24 protein-coding genes and 1 pseudogene are annotated in these 24,033 nt (G+C 66.7%); 15 read left to right on the top strand and 10 right to left on the bottom strand.

Annotated elements, in window-relative coordinates:
• The first annotated feature begins 3 nt into the window (after positions 1-3).
• The 4 genes from fgd to G6N55_RS14235 all read left to right on the top strand — a co-directional run bounded on the left by fgd (position 4) and on the right by G6N55_RS14235 (position 5,258).
• Complete coding sequence (gene fgd / locus G6N55_RS14250; RefSeq protein WP_085222674.1) at positions 4-1,014, top strand: glucose-6-phosphate dehydrogenase (coenzyme-F420); 1,011 nt, start codon at positions 4-6, stop codon at positions 1,012-1,014.
• Positions 1,007-3,082 carry a phosphate acetyltransferase gene (pta, locus tag G6N55_RS14245; RefSeq protein ID WP_085222675.1) on the top strand — a complete coding sequence of 692 codons (2,076 nt, stop codon included), beginning with the start codon at positions 1,007-1,009 and terminating at the stop codon, positions 3,080-3,082. The genes fgd and pta overlap by 8 nt, the downstream gene beginning before the upstream one ends.
• The gene (locus G6N55_RS14240; protein WP_085222676.1) at positions 3,075-4,223 is read left to right on the top strand and encodes an acetate kinase; all 1,149 of its coding nucleotides are present in this window, start codon (positions 3,075-3,077) and stop codon (positions 4,221-4,223) included. Before pta ends, G6N55_RS14240 begins: the two co-directional genes overlap by 8 nt.
• A gap of 171 nt (positions 4,224-4,394) precedes the next feature.
• The gene (locus G6N55_RS14235; RefSeq protein WP_085222677.1) at positions 4,395-5,258 is read left to right on the top strand and encodes an endonuclease domain-containing protein; all 864 of its coding nucleotides are present in this window, start codon (positions 4,395-4,397) and stop codon (positions 5,256-5,258) included.
• A gap of 119 nt (positions 5,259-5,377) precedes the next feature.
• On the opposite strand, the gene G6N55_RS14230 is transcribed toward G6N55_RS14235, so the two are convergent.
• From G6N55_RS14230 to glnX, 3 genes are read right to left on the bottom strand one after another with little or no spacing between them, the layout of a single operon-like run.
• Positions 5,378-7,645 (bottom strand): serine/threonine-protein kinase PknG, encoded by a 2,268-nt coding sequence (locus G6N55_RS14230; protein WP_085222678.1) that lies wholly within the window; start codon positions 7,643-7,645, stop codon positions 5,378-5,380.
• Positions 7,645-8,622 (bottom strand): glutamate ABC transporter substrate-binding protein, encoded by a 978-nt coding sequence (locus G6N55_RS14225; RefSeq protein WP_085222679.1) that lies wholly within the window; start codon positions 8,620-8,622, stop codon positions 7,645-7,647. The genes G6N55_RS14230 and G6N55_RS14225 overlap by 1 nt, the downstream gene beginning before the upstream one ends.
• Complete coding sequence (gene glnX, locus G6N55_RS14220; RefSeq protein ID WP_085222680.1) at positions 8,622-9,941, bottom strand: protein kinase G-activating protein GlnX; 1,320 nt, start codon at positions 9,939-9,941, stop codon at positions 8,622-8,624. Before glnX ends, G6N55_RS14225 begins: the two co-directional genes overlap by 1 nt.
• A gap of 133 nt (positions 9,942-10,074) precedes the next feature.
• On the opposite strand from glnX, the gene G6N55_RS14215 reads away from it, so the two are divergent.
• On the top strand, positions 10,075-10,707 hold the full coding sequence (locus tag G6N55_RS14215) for an NUDIX hydrolase (protein ID WP_085222681.1): 633 nt from the start codon (positions 10,075-10,077) through the stop codon (positions 10,705-10,707).
• On the opposite strand, the gene thiE is transcribed toward G6N55_RS14215, so the two are convergent.
• Positions 10,679-11,350 (bottom strand): thiamine phosphate synthase, encoded by a 672-nt coding sequence (thiE, locus tag G6N55_RS14210; protein WP_085222682.1) that lies wholly within the window; start codon positions 11,348-11,350, stop codon positions 10,679-10,681. The two genes, G6N55_RS14215 and thiE, sit on opposite strands and share 29 nt — an antisense overlap.
• Before the next feature lie 152 nt (positions 11,351-11,502).
• Between thiE and thiO the strand changes: the two genes are divergently transcribed.
• Genes thiO through G6N55_RS14190 form a run of 4 tightly spaced genes read left to right on the top strand, consistent with a single transcriptional unit; the run spans position 11,503 to position 14,284 of the window.
• Entirely contained in the window at positions 11,503-12,525 is a 1,023-nt protein-coding gene (thiO, locus tag G6N55_RS14205) for a glycine oxidase ThiO (RefSeq protein WP_085222683.1), read from the top strand.
• Complete coding sequence (gene thiS / locus G6N55_RS14200; protein WP_085222684.1) at positions 12,522-12,719, top strand: sulfur carrier protein ThiS; 198 nt, start codon at positions 12,522-12,524, stop codon at positions 12,717-12,719. Before thiO ends, thiS begins: the two co-directional genes overlap by 4 nt.
• Positions 12,712-13,470 (top strand): thiazole synthase, encoded by a 759-nt coding sequence (thiG, locus tag G6N55_RS14195; RefSeq protein WP_085222685.1) that lies wholly within the window; start codon positions 12,712-12,714, stop codon positions 13,468-13,470. Before thiS ends, thiG begins: the two co-directional genes overlap by 8 nt.
• A gap of 13 nt (positions 13,471-13,483) precedes the next feature.
• A complete protein-coding gene (locus tag G6N55_RS14190; protein ID WP_085222686.1) occupies positions 13,484-14,284 on the top strand; it encodes an SGNH/GDSL hydrolase family protein in 801 nt (266 codons plus the stop codon).
• A 3-nt stretch (positions 14,285-14,287) separates the two neighbouring features.
• Here G6N55_RS14190 and G6N55_RS14185 read toward each other — a convergent pair whose 3' ends face one another.
• The 3 genes from G6N55_RS14185 to G6N55_RS14175 form a co-directional block, all read right to left on the bottom strand.
• Positions 14,288-14,806, bottom strand: coding sequence for a hypothetical protein (locus G6N55_RS14185; protein WP_085222687.1), 519 nt, complete (start codon positions 14,804-14,806; stop codon positions 14,288-14,290).
• Positions 14,807-14,979: 173 nt separating this feature from the next.
• Positions 14,980-15,501, bottom strand: a complete 522-nt coding sequence (locus G6N55_RS14180; RefSeq protein ID WP_085222688.1) for a hypothetical protein — start codon at positions 15,499-15,501, stop codon at positions 14,980-14,982.
• Between the two features lie 175 nt (positions 15,502-15,676).
• On the bottom strand, positions 15,677-16,198 hold the full coding sequence (locus G6N55_RS14175) for a serine/threonine protein kinase (RefSeq protein WP_085222689.1): 522 nt from the start codon (positions 16,196-16,198) through the stop codon (positions 15,677-15,679).
• Between the two features lie 337 nt (positions 16,199-16,535).
• Here G6N55_RS14175 and G6N55_RS14170 point away from each other — a divergent pair, with 337 nt between their 5' ends.
• The 6 genes from G6N55_RS14170 (at position 16,536) to G6N55_RS14145 (ending at position 22,424) form a co-directional block, all read left to right on the top strand.
• Positions 16,536-16,862: a CD225/dispanin family protein gene (locus G6N55_RS14170; RefSeq protein ID WP_085222690.1), complete on the top strand. Its 327-nt coding sequence runs from the start codon at positions 16,536-16,538 to the stop codon at positions 16,860-16,862.
• 16 nt (positions 16,863-16,878) lie between these two features.
• The gene (locus tag G6N55_RS14165) at positions 16,879-17,301 is read left to right on the top strand and encodes a DUF2752 domain-containing protein (protein ID WP_232079006.1); all 423 of its coding nucleotides are present in this window, start codon (positions 16,879-16,881) and stop codon (positions 17,299-17,301) included.
• 59 nt (positions 17,302-17,360) lie between these two features.
• On the top strand, positions 17,361-18,854 hold the full coding sequence (locus tag G6N55_RS14160) for a M28 family metallopeptidase (RefSeq protein WP_085222691.1): 1,494 nt from the start codon (positions 17,361-17,363) through the stop codon (positions 18,852-18,854).
• The gene (locus G6N55_RS14155; protein WP_085222692.1) at positions 18,851-20,320 is read left to right on the top strand and encodes a M28 family peptidase; all 1,470 of its coding nucleotides are present in this window, start codon (positions 18,851-18,853) and stop codon (positions 20,318-20,320) included. Before G6N55_RS14160 ends, G6N55_RS14155 begins: the two co-directional genes overlap by 4 nt.
• Before the next feature lie 106 nt (positions 20,321-20,426).
• Positions 20,427-21,920, top strand: coding sequence for a neutral zinc metallopeptidase (locus G6N55_RS14150; RefSeq protein ID WP_085223023.1), 1,494 nt, complete (start codon positions 20,427-20,429; stop codon positions 21,918-21,920).
• A gap of 42 nt (positions 21,921-21,962) precedes the next feature.
• A complete protein-coding gene (locus G6N55_RS14145) occupies positions 21,963-22,424 on the top strand; it encodes a DUF4190 domain-containing protein (protein WP_085222693.1) in 462 nt (153 codons plus the stop codon).
• Positions 22,425-22,436: 12 nt separating this feature from the next.
• Here G6N55_RS14145 and G6N55_RS14140 read toward each other — a convergent pair.
• The 3 genes and pseudogenes from G6N55_RS14140 to G6N55_RS14130 all read right to left on the bottom strand — a co-directional run bounded on the left by G6N55_RS14140 (position 22,437) and on the right by G6N55_RS14130 (position 24,014).
• Positions 22,437-23,308, bottom strand: a pseudogene (locus tag G6N55_RS14140) (LLM class F420-dependent oxidoreductase).
• A 16-nt stretch (positions 23,309-23,324) separates the two neighbouring features.
• Positions 23,325-23,762 carry a MarR family transcriptional regulator gene (locus G6N55_RS14135; protein WP_085222694.1) on the bottom strand — a complete coding sequence of 146 codons (438 nt, stop codon included), beginning with the start codon at positions 23,760-23,762 and terminating at the stop codon, positions 23,325-23,327.
• 63 nt (positions 23,763-23,825) lie between these two features.
• Entirely contained in the window at positions 23,826-24,014 is a 189-nt protein-coding gene (locus G6N55_RS14130) for a hypothetical protein (protein ID WP_276072467.1), read from the bottom strand.
• Positions 24,015-24,033 lie beyond the last annotated feature (19 nt).

Raw genomic sequence — 24,033 nt, 5'->3', positions numbered from 1 at the left:
CGGGTGGCTGAACTGAAACTTGGATACAAAGCGTCTGCTGAACAATTCGCACCGCGCGAGCTCGTCGAACTGGCCGTTGCCGCCGAAGCACACGGTATGGACAGCGCCACCGTCAGCGATCATTTCCAGCCGTGGCGGCACAAGGGCGGACACGCGCCGTTCTCGCTGGCCTGGATGACCGCGGTGGGCGAGCGCACCGAGCGGCTGGTGCTGGGCACGTCGGTGCTCACCCCGACCTTCCGGTACAACCCCGCCGTCATCGCCCAGGCCTTCGCCACGATGGGCTGCCTGTACCCGAACCGCATCTTCCTCGGCGTCGGCACCGGCGAGGCGCTCAACGAGATCGCCACCGGGTACGAGGGCGAATGGCCGGAGTTCAAGGAGCGCTACGCGCGGCTGCGCGAGTCGGTGAAACTGATGCGCGAACTGTGGCTGGGCGACCGCGTCGACTTCGACGGCGAGTACTACAAGACCAAGGGCGCCTCGATCTACGACGTGCCCGAGGGCGGTATCCCGATCTACATCGCCGCGGGCGGCCCGCAGGTGGCCAAGTACGCCGGACGCGCCGGCGACGGGTTCATCTGCACCTCCGGTAAGGGCGAGGAGTTGTACCAGGACAAGCTCATCCCCGCGATGCGTGAGGGCGCCGAAGCGGCGGGTAAGAACCCGGACGACATCGACCGGATGATCGAGATCAAGATCTCGTACGACACCGACCCCGAACTGGCGCGGGAGAACACCCGGTTCTGGGCGCCGCTGTCGCTGACCGCCGAACAGAAGCACAGCATCGACGACCCGATCGAGATGGAGAAGGCCGCCGACGCGCTGCCGATCGAGCAGATCACCAAGCGCTGGATCGTCGCGTCGGATCCCGACGAGGCCGTCGAGAAGGTCGGTCAGTACGTGACGTGGGGCCTGAACCACTTGGTGTTCCACGCGCCCGGTCACGACCAGCGCCGGTTCTTGGAGCTGTTTGAGAAGGACCTGGCACCCAGGCTACGGCGACTTGGCTGATACCTCCGCGATTTACATCGCGGCGCCCGAGCCCGAGACCGGCAAGTCTACGATCGCGCTGGGGCTGCTCACCCGGCTGACGGCGACGGTCGCCAAAGTCGGTGTGTTCCGGCCGATCACGCGATTGGGGGAGGATCGCGACTACATCCTGGAGCTGCTGCTCACGCGGACCACCGCGGGCCTGTCCTACGAGCAGTGCGTGGGCGTCACCTATCAGGAGATCCACACCGATACCGACGCGGCGATCGCCAGCATCGTCGACGCCTACCACGCGATGGCGCAGGCATGCGACGCCGTGGTGATCGTCGGCAGCGACTACACCGATGTCACCGGCCCCGCAGAACTGTCGGTCAACGCCCGCATCGCGGTCAATCTCGGAGCGCCGGTGCTGTTGGCGGTGCGCGCCAAGGACCGCACCGCCGATCAGGTCGCCGCGGTCGTCGAGGTGTGTCTGGCCGAGCTCGCCGCGCAGCGTGCCCACACCGCGGCGGTGGTCGCCAACAGGTGCGACCCGGCCGAAGTGGGTGCCGTCGCCGAGGCGCTGCATATGTTCACGCCACCGGGTTATGTGCTGCCCGACGAACCGCTGCTGCTGGCGCCGACGGTGGCCGAACTGCAGACGGCCGTGCACGGCACGCTGGTCAGCGGCGAGGCCGAACTGGTTTCGCGCGAGGCAATGGGCGTGCTGGTGGCGGGCATGACCGCTGACCATGTGCTGGAGCGGTTGCGCGACGGCATGGCGGTGATCACCCCCGGCGACCGCTCGGACGTCGTGCTGGCCGTCGCGAGTGCGCATGCGGCCGACGGGTTTCCGTCGCTGTGCTGCCTGATCCTCAACGGTGGGTTCGACCTGCATCCATCCATCGCTTCGCTGGTGTCCGGCCTGCGACTGCGGCTGCCGATCATCGCCACCACGCTGGGCACCTACGACGCGGGCAGCGTGGTCGCGGCGGCCCGCGGGCGAGTCACGGCCAGCTCGCACCGCAAGATCGACACCGCGGTAGAGCTGGTGAACACCCACATGGACGTCGCGGATCTGATTGCGCAGCTTGCCATTCCGATCCCCACCGTCACCACCCCACAGATGTTCACCCACCAGCTCACGCAGCGGGCCCGGTCCGACCGCAAGCACATCGTCCTTCCCGAAGGCAACGACGACCGGATCCTGAAGGCCGCGGGCCGGGTGCTCAAGCGCGGCATCGCCGACCTGACCATCCTGGGTGATGACTCTCAAATCCGTTCGCGCTCTGCTGAACTCGGCGTCGACCTGCGGGACGCCACGATCATCGATCCGCAGGACGAGCAACTGTGCGACCATTTCGCCAAGCAGTACGCCGAATTGCGCAAGGCCAAGGGAATCACCGTCGAGCGGGCCCACGAGATCATGCACGACGTCTCGTATTTCGGCACCATGCTGGTGCACAGCGGCATGGTCGACGGGATGGTGTCCGGTGCGGCGCATACCACGGCACACACCGTTCGCCCGGCGTTCGAGATCATCAGGACCGTCCCGGACGTCTCGACGGTGTCCAGTATTTTCCTGATGTGCCTGCCCGATCGGGTGCTGGCCTACGGCGACTGCGCGATCGTCCCGGACCCCACGCCCGAACAGCTCGCCGACATCGCGATCAGCTCGGCGCGCACCGCCGCGCAGTTCGGCATCGAGCCGAAGGTGGCGATGCTGTCCTATTCCACCGGTGATTCCGGAACCGGGATTGACGTCGAAAAGGTCAGGACCGCAACGGAATTGGTACGCGCCCGGGATCCGAAGCTCTTGGTCGAGGGGCCGATCCAGTACGACGCGGCGATCGAACCCTCGGTGGCCGCCACCAAGCTGCGCGACTCGCCGGTGGCCGGTCACGCCACCGTGCTGATCTTCCCCGACCTGAACACCGGCAACAACACCTACAAGGCGGTGCAGCGCAGCGCCGGGGCAATCGCGATCGGTCCGGTGCTGCAGGGCCTGCGCAAGCCGGTGAATGACCTGTCGCGTGGCGCGCTGGTCGAAGACATCGTCAACACCATTGCGATCACCGCAATTCAGGCGCAGGGCGTCGGACATGGCTGACCGACCGGTATTGGTGATCAACTCGGGTTCCTCGTCGCTGAAATTTCAAGTAGTGGACCCTGATTCGGATGAGTCGCTGGGCGCCGGCGTGATCGGGGAGATCGGTGAGCCCTCGGGGCGGGCCGCCGATCACGAAGAGGCGCTGCGCCTGGCGTTTCACCAGCTGGCCGAGGATGGCGTGGACCTCAAGTCGAGCGGGCTGTTGGCGGTCGGACACCGCGTCGTGCACGGCGGCCAGACCTTCTATCGCCCGACGTTGCTCGACGACGGCGTGGTCGCCGAGCTCGAGACGCTGTCAGAGCTTGCGCCGCTGCATAATCCGCCCGCGGTGCAGGGCATCAAGGTGGCGCGCAAGCTGCTGCCGGACGTTGCGCACATCGCCGTGTTCGATACGGCCTTCTTCCACCACCTGCCCGCCGCGGCCGCAACGTACGCGATGGACCGGGAGCTGGCGCAGCGATACCGGATACGCCGCTACGGATTTCACGGCACGTCGCACCGGTACGTGAGCGAGCAGGCCGCCGCATTCATGGATAGGCCGAGCGACGGTCTGAATCAGATCGTGCTGCATCTGGGCAACGGCGCTTCGGCCTCGGCGATCACCGGCGGCCGGCCGGTTGATACGTCGATGGGCCTGACCCCGCTAGAGGGTCTGGTGATGGGTACCCGCAGCGGCGACATCGACCCCGGCGTCATCAGCTACCTGTGGCGTACCGCGAAGATGGACGTCGAGGCGATCGAGTCCATGCTCAACAATCGGTCGGGCGTCTGGGGTCTGGCCGGTGAGCGCGACTTCCGCAGGCTGCACGCGATGATCGAATCCGGCGACGGCTCGGCGAAATTGGCGTACGACGTGTTCATTCACCGGCTGCGCAGGTACATCGGTGCCTACCTGGCCGTTCTTGGGCACACCGATGTCATCAGCTTTACGGCGGGGATCGGCGAGAACGATGCGGGGGTGCGTCGTGACTCGCTGGCCGGGCTGGATGAGCTGGGCATCGTGCTCGACGAAAGCCGTAACCAGTCGGCAGGCAAAGGCGTGCAGCGGATTTCGGCGGACGGTTCGCCGATCACCGTCCTGGTCGTCCCGACCAACGAGGAACTGGCGATCGCCCGCGATTGCGCAGCCCTGCTGGCTTGAGCGTGCGCTGACGGCTTTGAGTGTGCGCTGACGGCGGGGTTCCGCGGCGTGTCTCCGCCCTGGGCGCACACTCAAAGCCCTGGGCGCGCATTCATCGCCCTGGGCACACGTTCACCGCCCCTGTGCATAAGTGAATTCGCCGTCAGTGCCCGCTGTGCGACGGTTCACGCCATGTGGGATTCGAGTCAACCGTTCATCGGCAGCGAGGCATTGGCGTCCGGCATGCTCAGTCGCCATCAGCTGCGGACTCGCTACCGTGCGGTGTTTCCCAATGTCTACCTGCCCATAGGCATCGAACCGTCACTTGAGCTTCGCGTCTTAGCGGCTTGGCTGTGGTCGAAGCGTCAAGGGGTTGTCGCGGGAGCGGCCGCCGCAGCATTACACGGCTCCCAATGGATTCCCGACGGTGTCCCGGTAGAGCTGATACACGCCAACCCACGTACACCACCTGGCGTGCTGACGCGGCGCGACACGTTGCTGGAAAGCGAGATTCAGGTCATCGACGGGCTTAACGTGACCACTCCGGAGCGAACCGCTTTCGACATCGGGCGGCGTGGCGCCATTCGTTCGGCGGTCGTCCGGCTCGATGCGCTCGCACGGGCAACGGGTTTCAAAGTCGAAGACGCGCTTCACGTTGCGAAATACCACCCCCATTCGCCCGGGCTGCGGCGACTGGAGTCGGCGCTGGAGCTGGTTGATGCTGGTTCGCAGTCGCCGCGAGAGAGCTACCTGCGGCTGCTGCTGATCGATGCGGGCCTGCCTCGGCCGCAGACGCAGATACCGGTGGTCGGTGTTGACGGCATGCCGGTCGCCTACCTCGACCTGGGCTGGGAGGACTGCATGGTCGCGGTGGAATATGACGGTGAGCACCACCGGACGGATCGGCGGCAATACGTCAAAGACATCCGTCGGCTCGAGATGCTCGAGCAGATGGGCTGGATCGTCGTTCGGGTCGTCGCTGAGGACCGGCCCGCCGAGGTTCTGCGCCGGATCCGCGCCGCCATGGCCGCTTCGAGTGTGCGGCAACGGCTTTGAGTGTGCGCTGGCGGCGGGGTTCATCGGCGTGTCTCCGCCCTGGGCGCACACCCAAAGCCAAGGGCGCACACCCAAAGCCCTGGACGCACAACGAAAGCCCCGAGGGCCAACCAAACGAACTAGAAGGTGCTGGTGGGGCGTACCCGGTTGGCCATGTCGACGAGGGTGTAGCGATGCCGCTGGGTGGGCGCTACCCGGGCCAGGCTGCGCAGCGATGCCTCGACGCCCAGCCGCAGCCCGTGACTGGTGAACGGGAAGCCGAGGATGTGGTTGGTGCTGGCCTGGTTTGATTCGAGCCAGTCCATCGCAGCGCCGAGCACCAGGGCGCGGATCTGCAACACCCGCGGCTCGGTGGGCGGCAGTGCCTCGACTCGCCGGGCGGCGTCGCGGATCTGCTCCTCGGTGATCTCACTGGTCGATCGGCCGGAGAGCAGGGTCACCGCACTGGTCAGCCGCGCAGTGGTGAAATGCCTCGAGGTAGCGGGTACTTCGTCGAGGGTGCGTACCGCACGCATCCGATCCCCCGCCGCGGAAAGGGATCTCGCCAACCCGAAGGCCGCCGATATCACGCCGTCGTTGGTACGCCACACCGTCCGGTAGAACTTGTCCACGTCGACATTGCCGGCGAGTTCGCCGGTAGCGGCCAACGCAAGTTTCGGCGCCAGCTCGCCGGGGAAGATATCCAGCACCTCGGTGAAATGCTTGATGGCGGAGTCGTAGTCGCCGGTGAGCAACTCCGCGACGGCCCGGAACCAGACCAGCCGCCAGCGCCAGCCCACCCGCTCCGCCAGGTCGTCGAGTTTGCGGGTGGCCTTGGCCACATCCCCGAGATCCAGCAGCGCGCGGACCTCCATCAGCGGCAGCTCGACGGACTCCGAGACGTCGATTCCCTCGGCGGCCAGCGAGCCGTGCCGCGCCGCGCGCAACGAGTCCAGGGTCTGCACCGGCTGCGAGAGCACCGTCGCCTGCAACACCGGCGCGGCGACGTCGGTCGGATCGACCAGCGGCACCGACAGCGCGGTGACGATCTCCCGGGCGGTCAGCTTCTCCGAATGCACCTGCCCGTCCAGGTAGACGTCGGTGTGCGCCACCGACAGGTCCACACCGAAGGTGGACCGGCTCGGGCTGAACAGGGTGGACAACCCGGGCCGGGGCACTCCGGAGTCCTGGGCGACGACCTCGCGCAGCACACCCATCAACTGCCCGGAGATCTCCTCGGCGGAGCTGAACCGGCGCCGCGGGTCGGGGTCGATGGCGCGGCGCAGCAGCCTGCCGAATGAGTCATAGGTGGACAGCACCGGGTCGTCCTCGGGCAGCCCGTCCACGTAGCGGCCGTTGCGGGTGCGCAGGTTCAACGTGAGCGCGGCCAGCGTCCGTCCGACGGTGTAGATGTCGGTGGCGATCGTCGGGCCGGTGCGCACGATCTCCGGCGCCTGGTAGCCGGGTGTGCCGTAGAGGTAGCCGAACGAATTGACTCGCGACACCGCGCCCAGGTCGATCAGCTCCAGCTGCTCCTCGGTGAGCATGATGTTCTCCGGCTTGAGGTCGTTGTAGACCAAGCCAATCGAATGCAGATAGCTCAGCGCGGGCAGGATTTCCAGCAGGTAGGCGATGGCCTCGGCCACCGGCAGCCGGGGGTCCTTCTTGCCCCGCTTGAGCGACTGCCCGCCGATGTACTCCATGACGATGTAGCCGACCGGATCGCCGTGGCGGTCGGTGTGTTCGACGAAGTTGAAGATCTGCACGATCTGCGGGTGGACGACCTCGGCGAGGAACTGCCGTTCGGCCATCGCGATCGCCTGGGCCTCGGCGTCACCGGAATGCACCAGGCCCTTGAGCACCACCGGTCGGTCGTTGACGTTGTGGTCGACGGCCAGGTACACCCAGCCCAGCCCGCCGTGCGCGATACAGCCCTTGACCTCGTACTGGTTCGCGACGATGTCGCCGGGATTCAGTTGGGGCAGAAACGAATACGGACTTCCGCAGGACGGGCATTTGCCCTCCGATGCCCCCTTGCCCTCGGAGGAGGACCGGCCCACCGGCTTTCCGCAGTTCCAGCAGAACCGCTTGCCCTCCGGCACCACCGGATTGGTCATCAGGGCTTCGAGCGGGTCGATGTCGCGGATGCGGGGGATCTTGACCAGCCCGCCACCGAGCTCGCGGGTCGGCGGCAGCACTCGCGTCGCGACCGTCATCCGGTCTTGCGGTTCGGTGTCTACGCTGCCGAGCGCGATGTGCAGGTCGTCGTCGTCATCGTCTTCCCAGTCGGGACGGAAGAGCGCCTGGGTGGCATGCGCGCGCCCCGTCGTCGCACCGGTCTGTGCGTCCGGCGGCTGGGTGCCGGGGTCGGTGTCCTCGGCGTCGGCGTCGTGCTCGGCCTCGGTCATCAGTCCACATACCTAGGCACGGGCGGGGCGGGCGCCGGGCCGAGAACCGTTAACCACTTGCGGTACAAGGTGTTCCAGGTGCCGTCTCGGCGAATGCGCTCCAGTGTTCCGTTGACGAACCGGACCAGCCCGGTGTTGTCCAGGTTGACGCCGATGCCGTAGGGCTGGGTGGCCATGTTCGGCCCGACGATGTGCAGATACGGGTCTTCCTCGACCAGCCCGGCCAGGATCGAGTCGTCGGTGCTGACGGCGTCGATCTCGCGCTGTTGCATGGCGACCAGGCAGTCCGCCCAGTTCACCACCGAGACGATCACCGGGGGCGGGTCGATCTGGCGGATGCGGTGCAACGACGTGGTGCCCCTGGCCACGCAGACCCGCTTGCCGGACAGGTCGGCCACTTTTGCGATCGGCGAGTCGCGCGAGGCCAGGATCCGCTGGTTGGCGTCGAGGTAGACGGTGGAGAAGTTCACCTGCTTACGGCGGTCGCAGGTGATGGTCATCGTCTTGACGACGATGTCGACCTCGGAGTGCTGCAGTGCGGTGATGCGTTCGTCGGACGACAGGATCCGGTACTCGACGTGTGACGGGGCGCCGAAGATGTCGCGCGCGATCTCACCGGCGATGTCGACGTCGAAGCCGGTGATCTCGCCGGTGATCGGGTCGCGGAAGCTGAACAGGTTGCTGCCGATGTCGAGCCCGACGATCAGCCGGCCGCGCGCCCTGATGTCGGCCACCGCGGCGTCGGCCTCGGGCTTGGTCGCGAAGGGGCGCAGGCTGGCGGTGGCGTTGCAATCCTGGCCGGCCTCGTCGGGCGGCAGCGGTGGCTCTGCCGGCAGCTGCTCCATGCCGACCGGGGTGGGCGGCGGCAATGTCGGCGCGGTGGCCACGGTCAGCGATTCCGTGTGCCCGCAACCCGCCAGCACCATCGCCGTGGCGAGCACGGCGCACGCCCGGCGGATCCTGGGCAGACGGTTCATTATCGATACTCTTTCAGCCGCGGCCACAGCCCCAGGGCGACCGCGATGGCGGCACCCAGGCTGAGCACCACGCCGCCGACCTGAGCCCCGGACAGCCCGCTGCGCGCGTTGATGACGTCGTTGCGCAGGTGCGCGCGGCACTGGGTCATGGCCTTGCCCAACTGATCTTCGAGCTTGTCGAACGCGGGCGTCGAGTCGTCCTCGGCGCTGCCCAGCGCGATCTGGGTGGCGGATCGATAGTTACCGACCGAGATATAGGAGTTGATCCGGTCGTTGGCTTGGCGCCAGCGGACCAACAGCTGGTCGGCGCCCTGCAGATCGGGTTTGTCGACGGCGTCGCTGCGGGCCATGTACTGGTCGATCTGCTGATGCATGAACTCGATGCGCTGATAGAACGACTGTTTGCGGATCTGCTCGTCACCGCGCCGGATCAGCGACAGCGTTTCGTCGGCTCGGGCCTGCTGCGCGGTGATCGCCACGCTGGTCACGGTCTTGAGCGACTCGGCCGCCGTGTCTTTGGCGCTACGGCTGGCGGTCGTAGAGATTGTTAGCGCAGTCCCGACCCACACCACCATGACGAGGATACCGAGCGCACCCACGACCAGCCCCGGATTGATTCGGCGCCGGGTGCGACGCGCCAGCCAGCGGTGTGAGAACACGCCGAAGACCACCGTGGTGGCAATGACGAGGACGACCGGGGCCGGAAAGTGCGTGGACGCGGTGGTTTCCGCGTCCACCCGTTCCGACGTCGCCTGATAGAGCTGTGCCGCGTCGGGCAGGATCGTCGACTGCATCAGGCCCGAGGCTTCCGACAGGTACGACGAACCGACCGGGTTGCCCTCCCGGTTATTGGTCCGCGCTATTTCGATCAGGCCGGTATAGACGGCCAGCTCGGCGTTGATCTTGCCGAGCAGCTGCACCAGCGGTTCATCGGTCAGGCCGCTCGAAGCCCGGGTGACGGCGACCGCCGCGTCGGTGATGGCCTGCTCGTAACGCATCCGCACCGGCCACGGCTCGGCCTGGGCGATGAACGCGGTGGCCGCCGCGGCGTCGGCCACCGACAGCGTGGTGTAGAGCCGTCCGGCCGCGAACGCCAGCGGCTCGGTGTGGTTGAGCACCGTGGACAGCACCTGCTGGCGGTGGTTGATCGTGGTCGAGGTGGCGAAGGCGCTGGAGACCCCGAGCGCCGCCAGGACGATGCCGATCGTGAGAATGCGGCCGGGGGTGGTCGAGATGAACCACCACCGGGGGTGGGCCGGTTCGCCCGACGACCGCGTCCCCAGCGGTTCGGTCGACGGGTGCGCCAGCTCAACCGTCACGTGTGTTCAGACCTCAACTTTCGGGTCACTGGAATGCGCCACTCGTACCTGTATAAGCGAATTCTAAGAGGATGTCGGGGCGGATGGGGGGAGGCGGCCCCAATTTCGTTGATCGCCTGCATATCCTGAACGCGTGCATGGCGACGGTGACGGATGGGTGATATCCGACAGCGGCGCCCACTACTGGGGTCGGTTCGGCGCGGCGGGTCTGCTGTTGCGGGCGCCCCGGCCCGACGGAACCCCCGCGGTGTTGCTGCAGCACCGGGCGGTGTGGAGCCATCAGGGCGGCACCTGGGGGTTGCCCGGCGGCGCCCGGGACAGCCACGAAACCCCCGAGGAGACGGCGGTCCGCGAAGCCCACGAAGAGGCCGGCCTGCTCGCCGAGCGGCTGGCGGTGCGGGCGACGGTGATCACCGCCGAGGTGGCCGGGATCGCCGGAACGCACTGGACCTACACCACCGTCGTCGCCGACGCGGGCGAGTTGCTGCGCACGGTGCCCAACCGGGAAAGCGCCGAAATGCGCTGGGTTGCCGAGGGCGAGGTGGCCGATCTGCCGCTGCATCCCGGTTTCGCCGCCAGCTGGGAGCGGCTGCGCACCGCGACGGCGCTGGTTCCGCTGGGGCATGGCGACGAACGGCGCCAGCACCTGCCGCGCACGCTGGAGATCGACGCCGGAGTCTTCGTCTGGTGTATGCCGGGTGATGCCGATGAACCCGCGTCGCACCTGAGCCCCCGGATCAACTCGTTGCTCGAAGCGCTGACCTGAGTCGCTCGGCCGCGGCCCGGGGGTCCTCGGCCGCGGTGATCGCGCGCACCACCACGATGCGCCGGGCTCCGGCCTCGAGCACTTCGGGCAGCCGCTGCTCGTCGATGCCGCCGATCGCGAACCACGGCTTGTCGGTCGCCAGCGCAGTGGCGGTGCGGACCAGTCCCAGCCCGGGTGCGGCGCGGTCGGGTTTGGTGGGGGTGGGCCAGCACGGGCCGACGCAGAAGTAGTCGACGCGGGCCTCGGCGGCGTCGGCGACCTGGTCGGCGTCGTGGGTGGACAGGCCGATCAGCGGGTCCGGCCCGACGATCTCGCGGGCCAGTGCCGGTGGCAGGTCGCCCTGGCCCAGGTGCAGCACGTCGGCCCCGGCCGCACGGGCGATGTCGGCCCGGTCGTTGACCGCGAACAGCGCGCCGTGCCGGCGGGCCGCGCCCGCGAGGATCTCGCAGGCGGTGAGCTCGTCGCGCGCCTCCAGCGGGCCGAACCGCTGTTCACCAGCCGATCCCTTGTCGCGCAGCTGGATGATGTCCACCCCGCCGGCCAGGGCGGCGTCGGCGAACTGGGTCAAGTCGCCGCGCTCGCGCCGCGCGTCGGTACACAGATAGAGCCGGGCGGCGGCAAGACGGGCAACACGATCGTGCACACCGCGACGCTAGCGCGCTAGCGTAGAACCCGAACAACCAAGACACGGGAGTCCCGGGCGATCTGCGGGGCTGAGAGTGGGCACAGCCGGAGTAGCCGGAGCTGTCCTTACCGTCACACCTGATCCGGATCATGCCGGCGAAGGGAGCGGAGATGCATTCAGGTGCACCGAACGGGACGCTGGCCGTCATCGGCGGCGGCGTCATCGGGCTGTCGGTGGCGCGCCGGGCAGCCCAAGCCGGATGGTCGGTGCGAGTGCACCGCACCGGCGCCCACGGCGCGTCCTGGGTCGCCGGCGGCATGTTGGCCCCGCACAGCGAGGGCTGGCCAGGCGAGGAACGACTGCTGCGGCTGGGCCTGGAGTCGCTGCGGCTGTGGCGTGAGGGCGGCTATCTGGACGGGCTGCCGCCAGAGGTGGTCACCGCCCGCGAGTCGCTGGTGGTGGCCGTCGACCGGGCCGACGTCGCCGACCTGCGCACCGTAGCGGACTGGCTGGCCGGCCAGGGGCATCCGGTGATCTGGGAGCCGGACGCACGTGACGCCGAACCTCTTCTGGCGCAAGGCATCCGGCACAGCTTTCGGGCGCCCACCGAGCTGGCCGTGGACAACCGCGCCGTGGTGGACGCGCTGGCGTCGCACTGCGAACGTCTCGGCGTCGAGTGGGCGCCGCCGGCGCACGACCTGTCGCGGGTCGAAGGCGACGCGGTGGTGATCGCCAACGGCATCGACGCACCGGCGCTCCTGCCCGGGCTGCCGGTGCGCCCGGTGAAGGGCGAGGTACTGCGACTGCGCTGGCGGAAGGGCTGTATGCCGTTGCTGAGCAGAGTGATTCGCGCGCGTGTGCACGGGCGACAGGTGTACGTGGTGCCGCGTGCGGACGGGGTGGTGGTGGGCGCGACGCAGTACGAGCACGGCCGCGACACCGCCCCGGTGGTGTCCGGCGTGCGTGACCTGCTGGACGACGCGTGTGCGGTGCTGCCGGCCCTGGGTGAATACGAGCTGGCCGAGTGTGCTGCCGGGCTGCGCCCGATGACGCCGGACAACCTGCCTCTCGTGTATCGCCTGGACGAACGCACCCTGGTCGCCGCCGGTCACGGCAGGTCAGGTTTTCTGCTGGCGCCCTGGACCGCCGAACAGATTGTGTCCGAACTAGTTCCGGTTGGAGCCCACTCATGATCGTGGTAGTCAACGAAAATTCGGTCGAGGTCGACGGGCAGACCACGGTCGCCGGGTTGCTGGAATCGCTGGGCTTTCCGGAACGGGGTATCGCGGTGGCGATGGGCGATGCCCTGCTGCCCCGGTCCAGTTGGACCACAAAGCTTTTCGACGGTGCTCGGCTCGAGGTAGTGACGGCGGTGCAGGGTGGTTGAGTCCAAGCTAACGATCGCGGACCGCAGCTTCGCGTCCCGGCTGATCATGGGAACCGGTGGAGCGACCAGCCTCTCGGTGCTTCAGGAGGCATTGACCGCCTCGGGCACCGAGCTGACCACGGTCGCGATGCGCCGGGTCGACGCCGAGGGCGGTACCGGACTGCTGGACCTGCTCAACCGGCTCGGCATCACGCCGCTGCCCAACACCGCGGGATGCCGTGGCGCGGCGGAAGCGGTGCTGACCGCACAGTTGGCGCGCGAGGCACTGGACACCAACTGGGTCAAACTCGAGGTGATCGCCGACGAGCGCACGCTGTTGCCCGATGCGGTCGAATTAGTGCGGGCCGCAGAGCAATTGGTCGACGACGGATTCGTCGTTCTGCCCTACACCAACGACGACCCGGCGCTGGCGCGACGGCTGGAAGACACCGGATGCGCGGCGGTGATGCCGCTGGGTTCGCCGATCGGGACCGGACTGGGCATCACGAACCCGCACAACATCGAGATGATCGTCGCCCGGGCCGGCGTTCCGGTGATCCTCGACGCCGGCATCGGTACCGCCAGCGACGCCGCGCTGGCGATGGAATTGGGTTGTGACGCGGTGCTGTTGGCCAGCGCGGTGACCCGGGCCACCGATCCGCCCGCGATGGCCGCCGCGATGGCGGCCGCGGTCACCGCCGGCTATCTGGCGCGACGTGCCGGGCGGATCCCGAAACGTTTCTGGGCGCACGCCTCCAGTCCGCAACGATGAAACCGCGCGGGCGATGAGCGAAGCGAAGGGTCCATCGAAACGGTATGTGGCGCTGGGCAGTTCGATGGCCGCCGGTCCGGGCATCCAGCCGCGCGCCCAGGATGCACCCCGATGGTCGGGCAGATCGGCGCACAACTACCCGCATCTGCTCGCCGAGCGGATGAACCTGGGTCTGGGCAGGGACTTTGTTGATGTCACCTTTTCCGGCGCTACCACCGCCCACATCCTCGCCGATCGTCAGCACAATGCGCCGCCCCAGATCACCGCACTGGACGGCACGGAGGACGTGGTCACCATCACCATCGGCGGTAACGACGTCGGCTACGTCCCGTTGCTGATGGCGGCCGCACTGCCGCGGCCGGCCCGGCGGCTGCCGCTGATGGGCACGCGGATCGCCGAACTGCTGGACCGTGGCGCGCGCGAGCGGGCCCTGGCGGAAGCGTTCGATTCCCTGTGTGCGGTCGGCAAAGCGGTGTGCGCGCGGGCGCCGCACGCCCGGGTTTTCTTCGTCGACTACCTGACGATATTGCCGCCGGCGGGCGTATCCGCACCTCCGATTTCGGATGCGGATGCCGACCTGGGTCGCCACGTGGCCGCGACGCTGGAACGACTCACCGCCGACGCGGCCGCGGCATCCGGCTGCGAAATCGTCGGCGCCGGCGCGGCCAGCCGTGACCATCACGCGTGGTCTGCGCAGCCGTGGACCACTACGCCGGCGAAATACGTTGTGCCGCTGCCGGGTCGGCCCGCCCCGCTACACCCCAACGGTGCGGGGATGAGCGCGGTGGCCGAACTCGTTGCGGCTCAACTCTAAAACTCAGCCGTTGGACTGCCACCACTTGTAGAGGGCGGCCGTGTCTCCGTTGGACGCGCGCACGAAGGCCAGTACATTCTTGGCGTCGACGGTCCAGAGCACCTCGGCCTGGCCCGAATCCGTCCCACACGCCACCTGTCCGGCGGAGTCGGAGCTGCCCTGGTGCCAGGTGGTGGGCGACTTGGCGTCGCCACAGTTGGTCAGGGTGTCGCTGCTGATCAGCTTGGTGAACGAGCTGGCCGTGTCGGCGCTGTTGGCGAACAGAAAGTACTTGCCGCCCATCGGGCCGCTGGAGTCGGTGTTCTGTCCGCACTGCAAGACCGCAACGACCGTGGCGGTAAACGAGCCCTGCACCTCGGACACCGCCTGAGACGAGCAGTTGCTGGCGCTGTAGCCCTTCGACAGGGCGCTCAACAGCGTGGCGTTGTTGTCCGCCATCGCGGTGGGAGTACCGACGCAGAAGAAGGTCGCTGTAAAGGCTGCAGCCGTCGCGGCTCGCAGCGTCTTGGTTCGGTGAGACATCCTCGACTCCTGAAATTTGGTAACCGCCCCGAAGGCTGCGCCGACGTTATTTGTCTTTGCCAGAATGATCGTAGGGGCAAACCACAGCTATGCAACCCATTCCGGCGAATATGGTTTACACCGGCACTATTTCCGGCGACACCAGAGTGGAACCCGTTGCGGCCCAACCCAGATCAGGCGTTGGCTTGCCACCACTTGTACAGCGACGGGACGTCGGCCTTGGAAAAGAGGGAGCCCAACACGTTTTTGCCGTCGACGGTCCACAGCACCAGGCTGACGTCTTTGTAGGTTCCGCACGCCATCTGACCACCAGCCTGCTCGGAACTGGCTTGGTGCCAGGGGCCCGGTTCTTTGCTGCCGCTGCCGCTGCACGAGGACAGGGTCACGTCTTTGAGGTTGGAAGCGTACGCACCGCTGAGGTCGTTGGCGCTCTTGAACAGCTGGTATACCGCGGAAGCCGGCCCGCTGGAGTCGGGGTTTTGCCCGCACTGGAGCTCCGCCACTTCGGCACCCGTCAAAGGAGACGATTGACAATTGTTGAGGCCGTACCCCTTCGCCAGCGAAGTGGCCAGTGTGTTGACATCGGCCGAGCTGCCGGTGGTGTCCGCGGTCGCGGTGGCAGTACCGACGCAGCAAAAGGTGGCCGTCAGAGCTGCGGCCACCGCGGCGCGCAGCGGGTTGGTCGGGTGAAGCATCCTCGACTCCTGAGGGATTGTGGGACCGCCGGGACGGGCGGTCCCAGCAAAATGTTTGCCAGACTGATCGTAGGGATAAACCGCCGCCATGCAACCCATTCCGGCGCATACCATTTACACTGGCAACATTTCTGGCACATCGCACATGGAACCCGTTGCGGCCCAACCGGAAAGCTCAGCCGTTGTCTCGCCACCACTTGTAGAGCGCCGGGACGTCGCCGCCGGCGGCGCGGATCACGCCCAGCATGTTCTTGGCCTCGTTGGTCCAAACGATCTCGGCATGGTTCTGAAATGTCCCACACGCCACCGATCCCGCGCTGGTCGTGGAGCTGCCTTGATGCCATGGCGTCGGTGAGGATGCATCCCCGCAGTTGCTCAGGGCGTCACCCCCGATGACGCGCTGGAAGGAGCTCGTCAGGGCGGCGCCATCGCCGAACAGGAAGTACTTGCCGAGTATCGGGCCGCCAGGGTCGGGGCTCTGTCCGCACTGTAGGTAGGCCAGTGCCCCGCTGGGAACCGCCTGGGCGGTGCAGTTGTTGAGGCCGTATCCCTTCGACAGAACGCTGGCTAGTGTGTTGATATCCGCGGCGTTGCCGGTGTTGGGGTCGGCGGCTGCCATCGCGGCGCCCGCAAACGCGAAACCACCCACCAGCGCCGCGGCCGTCGCGACGCGCAGCGGGTTGGTTTCAGGGGACACCCAACGGCTCCTTTCGGTGGTCCCGGCGCGGTGCCGCTATGGGAATCGTAGGGCTATGTCGTGGCTGTGCAATATATTCCAGCGGACATTGTCTTTCTGGGCATTATTCCACGCTGAACTGGGCAATTCTGGTTGTCAACGGGAACGCGACCCACACAACGCATTTCGTCTGAACACCGGCTTTCGAGCTAACCTGAGCACTGGGAGAGCCCCTGTGGCGACGCCGATGTCGCGGGTCCCGGCGAACTGATTTTTGCGTACCTAGTGCCCTCGCGACTCCGCTCAGGTATGGTAGGCACCGCTTCACGCCAGCTAACTTCTCGTGACTGGAGAATTCATGACTGCACAACCGCCACCCCCGGGGTACCCGCCGCAGCAGCCTGCGGGGCAACCCGATAACTATTTGGTGTGGTCCATTTTGGCGACATTGTTCTGCTGTCTGCCGTTCGGCATCGTGGCCATCGTCAAATCCACTCAGGTGAGTGGGTTGTGGGCGCAGGGTCAGTACGCCGAGGCGCAGGCCGCGGCCGACGCCGCCAAGAAGTGGGTGAAGTGGTCGGTTATCGCCGCGGTCGTGAGTGCCGTGCTGTACGGCATCGTGCTGGCGATCATCGCCATGACGGCCGACACCTCGACCCCCGCGGCGCTGGCCGCAATGCTCTAAAGGGGTTGCACGTACGGTGATCCCCCAGCGGTCGCTCCCGCTGCGTCTCGGCGCCCCGCTCTTGGTGGCCGCGTCGACGACGTTGGTGTGCGCGGCCACCTGGGTGGGTGATCCGACAACCCCGGGTGGCCCGCTGCCGGTATGTCCCACCAAGGCTCTGCTTGGTATCGACTGTCCCGGATGCGGCAGCCTGCGCATGCTCTACTCGCTCTTGCACGGCAACTTCACGGCCGCCGCCAGATTCAACGCGTTGGGCTTGGCGGCGGTCGTGCTGTTGGTCTGGGCATACCTGGTCTGGGCCTACGGCCGCGTGACGGGGCGCCGGATCAGGAGCTGGCAACACCAACGCTGGGCGGCCGTGGTGGCGCTGTCGTTGGTGTCGGTTTGGTTTGTGGTGCGCAACATTCCGTTTGCCCCCTTCACTGGGCTGCATGTCTGACCTCACGCCGCGGTGAGCCGAGTGCGCTGACGAGCGACGGGCGTCTAACCTTGGGCGCGATGGTGAACAACTCCCGAACGGCGGCGCTGCTCGCCGCGGTCGCTCTCGCCGCAATGTTGACCGGATGCTCGCATCGGTCGGCGAACTCCCAGCAGTCGAGCGAACACGGCGCGGCGGAATTCGCCACCACGGTGCGCAACAAGGTCACGGCCGACGCGATGATGGCGCACCTGACCAAGCTTCAAGACATCGCCAACGCCAATAACGGCACCCGGACGGTGGGCACACCCGGCTACGAGGCCAGCGTCGATTATGTGGTGAATACGTTGCGCCACAGCGGTTTTGATGTGCAGACCCCCGAGTTTTCGGCGCGGGTTTTTCACGCCGAGAAGCCCGCGGTGACCGTCGGCGGTAAGGCCGTCGAGGCGCACGCGCTCGAGTTCAGCCTCGGCACCGGACCCGACGGGGTGAGCGGCCCGCTGCTGGCGGTGTCGACCGGCAACGGCCAGGCGTGCGCGGCGTCGGACTACGACAACCTGCCGGTGAAGGGCGCGGTGGTGCTGGTGGACCGCGGCACCTGCCCGTTCGCGCAGAAGGAGAACGCCGCGGCGCAGCGCGGCGCCGTGGCGATGATCGTCGCCGACAACGTCGACGAGGAGCAGATGGGCGGCACACTGGGGGCGAATACCGAGGTGAAGATCCCGGCGGTCGGCGTCCCCAAATCCACCGGAATGCAGCTGCGCGCCCAGCCCGGGCCGGCGACGATCAAGCTGGACGCCACCAGCAAGAGTTTCAAAGCGCGCAACATCATCGCCCAGACCAAGACCGGCTCGACCACCGACGTGGTGATGGCGGGTGCGCACCTGGACAGCGTGGCCGAGGGCCCGGGCATCAACGACAACGGCTCTGGCGTGGCCGCAATCCTGGAAACCGCGGTGCAGCTGGGGAATTCACCTCAGGTGCACAACGCGGTGCGCTTCGCCTTCTGGGGGGCCGAGGAACTCGGATTGATCGGATCGCGCAACTACGTCGAGTCCCTGAATTTCAACGACCTCAAAAACATTGCGCTGTATCTCAATTTCGACATGCTGGCGTCGCCCAACCCCGGTTACTTCACCTATGACGGTGACCAATCCCTGCCGGCGGATACCCGCGGCCAACCCGTGGTCCCCGAAGGCTCGGCCGGCATCGAGCGCACGCTGGTCGCCTACCTGAAGTCGGCCGGCAAGACCGCCGAGGACACATCGTTCGACGGACGGTCCGACTACGACGGCTTCACCCTGGCCGGAATCCCGGCGGGCGGTCTGTTCTCCGGTGCGGAAGCAAAGAAGTCCGCCGACCAGGCCAAGTTGTGGGGCGGGACGGCGGACGAGCCGTTCGACCCGAACTATCACCAGAAGACCGACACCCTCGATCACATCGACCGCACCTCGCTGGGCATCAACGGTGCCGGCGTCGCCTACGCGATCGCTCTGTACGCCCAAGACCTCACCGGGCACAACGGGGTTCCCGTCATGGCAGACCGCACCCGCCACGTGCTCGCAAAGCCATGATCCGTCGCCTGTGCTCGGTGCTGGTGCTGATCGGGCTGGTGGCGGGGTGCTCGTCGCCGCGGCCGGCGCCGCCGGGTGCCGCGCCGGACCTCGGCCGCGCGCTCGCCGGAAAGGTCACCGCCGACGGGATGTTCACCCACCTGCACGCGCTGCAGGATATCGCCAACGCCAACAAGGGAAACCGGGCAGAGGGGACGCCGGGCTATGACGCCAGCGTTGAGTATATCGCGAAAGCGTTGCGCAGCAAGGGATTCGAGGTATCCATGCCGGAGTTCGACCGCCTGATCGCGGTGGCGCCGGGCAAGCCGTCGCTGACGATCGCCGGCAGCACCTACTCGGTCGACCAGGCCTCGCTGCTGGTACGGACCCCGCCCGGTGGCCTCAGCGGCCAACCGGTTGCGCCCACGCAGCCGTCGGGTTGCGCGCCGGGGGACTACCCGGCCGCGCTGCCGGCGGGTGCGATCGCCGTCGTCAACGACGCACGCTGCTCGGTGGTCGACAAGCAGAACAGCGCGCGCGACAAGGGGGCCGCGGCGCTGATCGTGGTCAGCGCGTCCACCGGCCAGGGCGCCCCGCCCACGTTGTTCACCCCCGGCTACTACAAGCAGCTGACCATGCCGGTCGCTGTCGTGGGTAGCTATGGTGGCAGCGCGCTAACCAACGCCACCGCACGGGTCCGCCTGGTGCTGGACGCCGAGAACGTCAAGATCACTTCTCGAAACGTGCTGGCGCAGACCAAAACCGGCTCGACCGACGACGTGATTGTGGTCGGCGCTCATCTCGACGGCCCGCGCAGTGGTCCGGGCATCAATGACAACGGATCCGGGGTGGCCGCGGTGCTGGAAACCGCACTGCAGCTGGGGCCGTTGGCACCGGTGAACGACGCGGTGCGCTTCGTGTTCTGGGGTGCCGACGAGGACGGGCTCAACGGCGTCATGGATTACGTGTTCGGCCTGGATGACGAGCAGCTCAACGACATCGCGATGTACTTGAATTTCAACCTGCTCGGTTCGCCCAACGCCGGCTTCTTCACCGATGACGGCGACCAGTCCGGTCCGCCCGGACAGGGGGTCGCGGCCGGCGATGTGCCCGAGGGATCGGCCGGTATCGAGCGCACGCTGTCCGGATATCTCAACCTGGCCGGGAAGCGGCCCGCCGACATGCCGTTGGGCACCCGGACCGACTACCACCCGTTCATGGTCGCGGGCGTGCCGATCGGCGGCATGAGCACCGGCGCGTCGCAGCTGAAAACCCCTGTGCAAGCACGACTGTGGGGCGGCAAGGCCGGTGTCGGGTTCGACCCCAATTTCCAGAGTCCCCGGGACACGATCGACAACATCAACCGGGAAGCGTTGGCCGTCATGGGTTCTGGCGTGGCATACGCGGTCGGCAGCTATGCCATGTCGATCTCGGGCGTCAACGGCGTCCCGCCCCACGATAAGCGGCATCGCCCCCGATTGCCCTAGTGGTGTTTGCTGGGTCTGTCATTTTCGCTACGCTGTTCAACCAGCGGACCTAGAATGAGAACCCTTTGATGCTGCCGGGCGGCCGGTCGGGATGAGGTTGGGCATGATGAACCGCAGGCACAGTCGACGCCGGTCCCACCGTGGTCGCAGGAGCGCCGTAATCGGTTCGCTGAGGGCGGCAATTGCCTGTGCAGCGACCGTCTTCGTGGTAGCGGGCTGTTCGACCGTCCTCGAAGGGCGGGCCCTGTCGATGCTCAACGACCCATTCCGGGTGGGCGACCTTCCCGCCACCGACGGTCCCAGCGGCATCCGCGCGAACGGACCCGCGCCGACCGGCACGGTGATCAACACCGACAACGGGGCGATCGACAAGTTGTCGTTGCTGTCGGTCAACGATATCGAGGACTACTGGAAATCGACGTACAGCCAGTCGCTGAAGGGAACGTTCCTTCCCGTCGCCAAACTGGTCTCCTACGACTCCAACGACCCGAGCAGTCCGATCGTTTGCCACAACGACACGTACAAGCTCGTCAACGCCTTTTTCACGTCCCGCTGCAACCTGATTGCCTGGGACCGCGCGGTGTTCATGCCCGTCGCGCAAAAGTACTTCGGCGACATGTCCGTCACCGGTGTGCTGGCGCACGAATTCGGCCACGCCCTGCAGCAGATGGCGAGCCTGGTGACGAAAAGAGACCTCACGATCGTTCGTGAGCAGCAGGCCGACTGTTTCGCCGGCGTCTATCTGTATTGGGTTGCGGCCGGCAAATCCCCGCGCTTCACGCTGAGCACCGCCGACGGCCTCGACCATGTACTGGCCGGGATCATCGTCACCCGTGACCCGGTGATGGACGCCGAGACGGAGAACGACGACGAGCACGGCTCGGCGTTGGACCGGGTCTCTGCCTTCCAGATGGGTTTCATCAGTGGGGCTTCGGCCTGCGCAGGAATCAACAAGCAGGAGATCACGCAGCGCCGCGGTGATCTGCCCAACGCCTTGCAGACGGATCCCAACGGCGAGCAGGAGACCGGCGAGGTCCCGATCAACGAGGACACGCTGTCGACGCTGATGGAGCTGTTGGGAAAGGTGTTCTCGCCCAAGAGCGCGCCGACCCTGTCCTTCCATACGACCGATTGCCCGGACGCGAAGCCCAGTCCACCCGCGTCCTACTGCCCGGCCACCAACACCATCATGGTCGACCTGGCCGGCCTGGCGGCGATGGCGAAGGTCTCCGACGAGAAGGAACACACCCTGCCGCAAGGTGACGACACCGCCCTGTCGATCCTCATGTCGCGATACGCGCTTGCGGTACAACACGAACGCGGTCTACCGATGCAGAGCCCGTGGACCGCGCTGCGGACCGCGTGCCTGACCGGTTTGGTGCACCGCAAGATGGCCGAACCGATCGACACCCCGTCGCACAAGGAGCTGGTGCTGACCGCCGGCGACCTCGACGAGGCGGTCGCTGGTTTGCTCACCAACCACATGGTCGCCAGCGATGCGGACGGGACCAGTGTGCCGGCCGGCTTCACGCGCATAGCGGCGTTCCGCGCCGGCGTGGCCGGTAACATGGACGCGTGCTATTCGCGCTATCCCGCCTGAGCTTGGCGTAGAGTGTGGGCCACTTGACCTCAGGAGGCGTCCGTGACGGAAGAACCGCCTAGCTATCCGCCGCCGCCGGGGGATTCCGGGTATCCGCCGCCCGGGCAGGGTTATTCGCCCCCACCGGGGCCGAGTTATCCACCTCCACCGGGGCAGGGTTATCCGCCTCCGCCGGGTCCGGCGTATCCGCCGGCAGTCGGCACCAATGGCATGGCCATCGCATCGTTGGTCTGTTCGTTGTTGGGCTGGCTGTGCGGCATCGGGCCCATCCTGGGCATCATCTTCGGCATCCTTGCACTGGGCAAGATCAAGCAGACCGGTGAAGGTGGCCGTGGATTGGCCATTGCGGGGATAGCCATCGGCGCGGTCCTGATCGTGTTCGGCATCATTGGCGCGATCTTCTCGGTGATCAGCGGGAGCATGGAAGAACACCACCGTTATTCGGGTGCCCCGGCCGTGGTGCTCGTCGTCGATAGCGTTGCGCCGTCGGCGGTCGCTGCCTGAAAACTCTGGTGCTCAACCGATCTCAGCGAGTCGGGGAACCAGCTCATCGCCAAAGCGGCGGATGAAGCCGACCGGATCGGGGTTGCCCGGCAGGGGACCGACGTTGATCATCTCGAATCCCAACTCGGCGTAGCGTTCTACGGTCTTCAGATACCCGTCGACGTCCTCAACGGGTCGGTAAGAGCGCCTACGGTTTCGCGGATTTCGCCGGGATCCCGGCCTACCGTCTCGCAGTGCCGGTTCAGCACGCCGACCTTGTGTTGGAGCCCGTCGGGCTCTTGAACCGTGCTGTTCCAGATGTCGGCATATTGCGCGACCAGCCGCAGCGTCTTCTTCTCGCCGTCGCCACCGATCAGGATCGGCGCGCGCCGAATCGGCTGCGGCTCACAGATCGTCTCGGCCAGGTGATAGTGCTTGCCGTCGTGGGGCCCGTCGACATCGCTCCACATCTGCCCGCAGATCTGCAGCGTCTCCTCGAGCATCTCAAAGCGTTGGCTCAGCGGCGGACACGGAATGCCCAGGGCCCCGTGCTCGCGGTCGTACCACGCAGCGCCCAGACCCAGCATCGATCGCCCCTGCGACAGGACGTCCAGTGTGGAGACCGTTTTGGCCAGCACCCCCGGATAGCGGTAGGTGACACCGGTGACCAAAAGGGTCAGGTTGATCTTATTTGTTTACCCGGCAAGGAAACCCAGCGATGTATAGCCCTCCAGGAATGGATCTTCGGCGGGCCGTCCCATATTTTCCATCTGCAGAAAATGGTCGGCCAGGGTAAACATCGTCGCGCCGGCCTGCTCGGCAGTCTTGGCCGCGTCCGCCAATGTCGGACCCAGCTGCGCCGGGTCGCCGGGCAGAAAGTCGATGAAGTGCACACCTAATTCCATTGCAACCAAAGCCCTTTCATGATTCTGTCAATCGCTCGAGCAATGGCAGCGCGTTGAGTATGGTGCGACGCTCGGGTTCGGAGTAGCGCTCCTGCAGGACGCGTGCCAGCCACTCCTCCCGCACTTGGCGGTCGCTTTCAGCGCGCTGACGGCCCGCCTCGGTCAACGAGACCACCTGGCGCCGACCATCTTCGGGGTCGGGCGCGCGCTCGATGAGTCCGCGTTGGCGTAGGGCGGCCAGGATGGTGGCCATCGACTGGGGGCGTACCCGCTCTGCGCCGGCCAACGCGCTGGCCGACGATGCCCCCTCTTTCCAGAACCGGGTGAGCACCGCTGTTTGCGACGGGGTGAGATCGTTGCGGACGTCGACATCTCTCAGCCGACGTCGTAGGCGGCTGAACACCACTCGAATATCGCGGGTTGCCGTCGCGGCGGACTCGCCGATGCCATCCATGCCTCCCCCGTAAACCAGACAGTTAAAACTGTCCAGTTTGGACTGACTAAATTGGGTTTGCGGTCAGGTCATGCAGACGTTGGAGAACAGCAGCACCGGCCAGGAGACGATCGAGCCGAGAAACGACACCACCAGATCGGCGCCCTGCATACCGCGCAGATGGTCGGTATGTGTCGACGACCAGATCAGCCCCACGATCGAGTAGGGAATGCCCAGCAGCACCGCGAGCGCGATCCATTCGGCAATCGTCATCTCGTAGTTCAGCAACTGT

It is taken from the genome of Mycobacterium florentinum (assembly GCF_010730355.1).
Taxonomy (GTDB): domain Bacteria; phylum Actinomycetota; class Actinomycetes; order Mycobacteriales; family Mycobacteriaceae; genus Mycobacterium; species Mycobacterium florentinum.
Note: the sequence above shows the minus strand (reverse complement) of the source record. Positions and strands in the feature narration are given on the sequence as shown.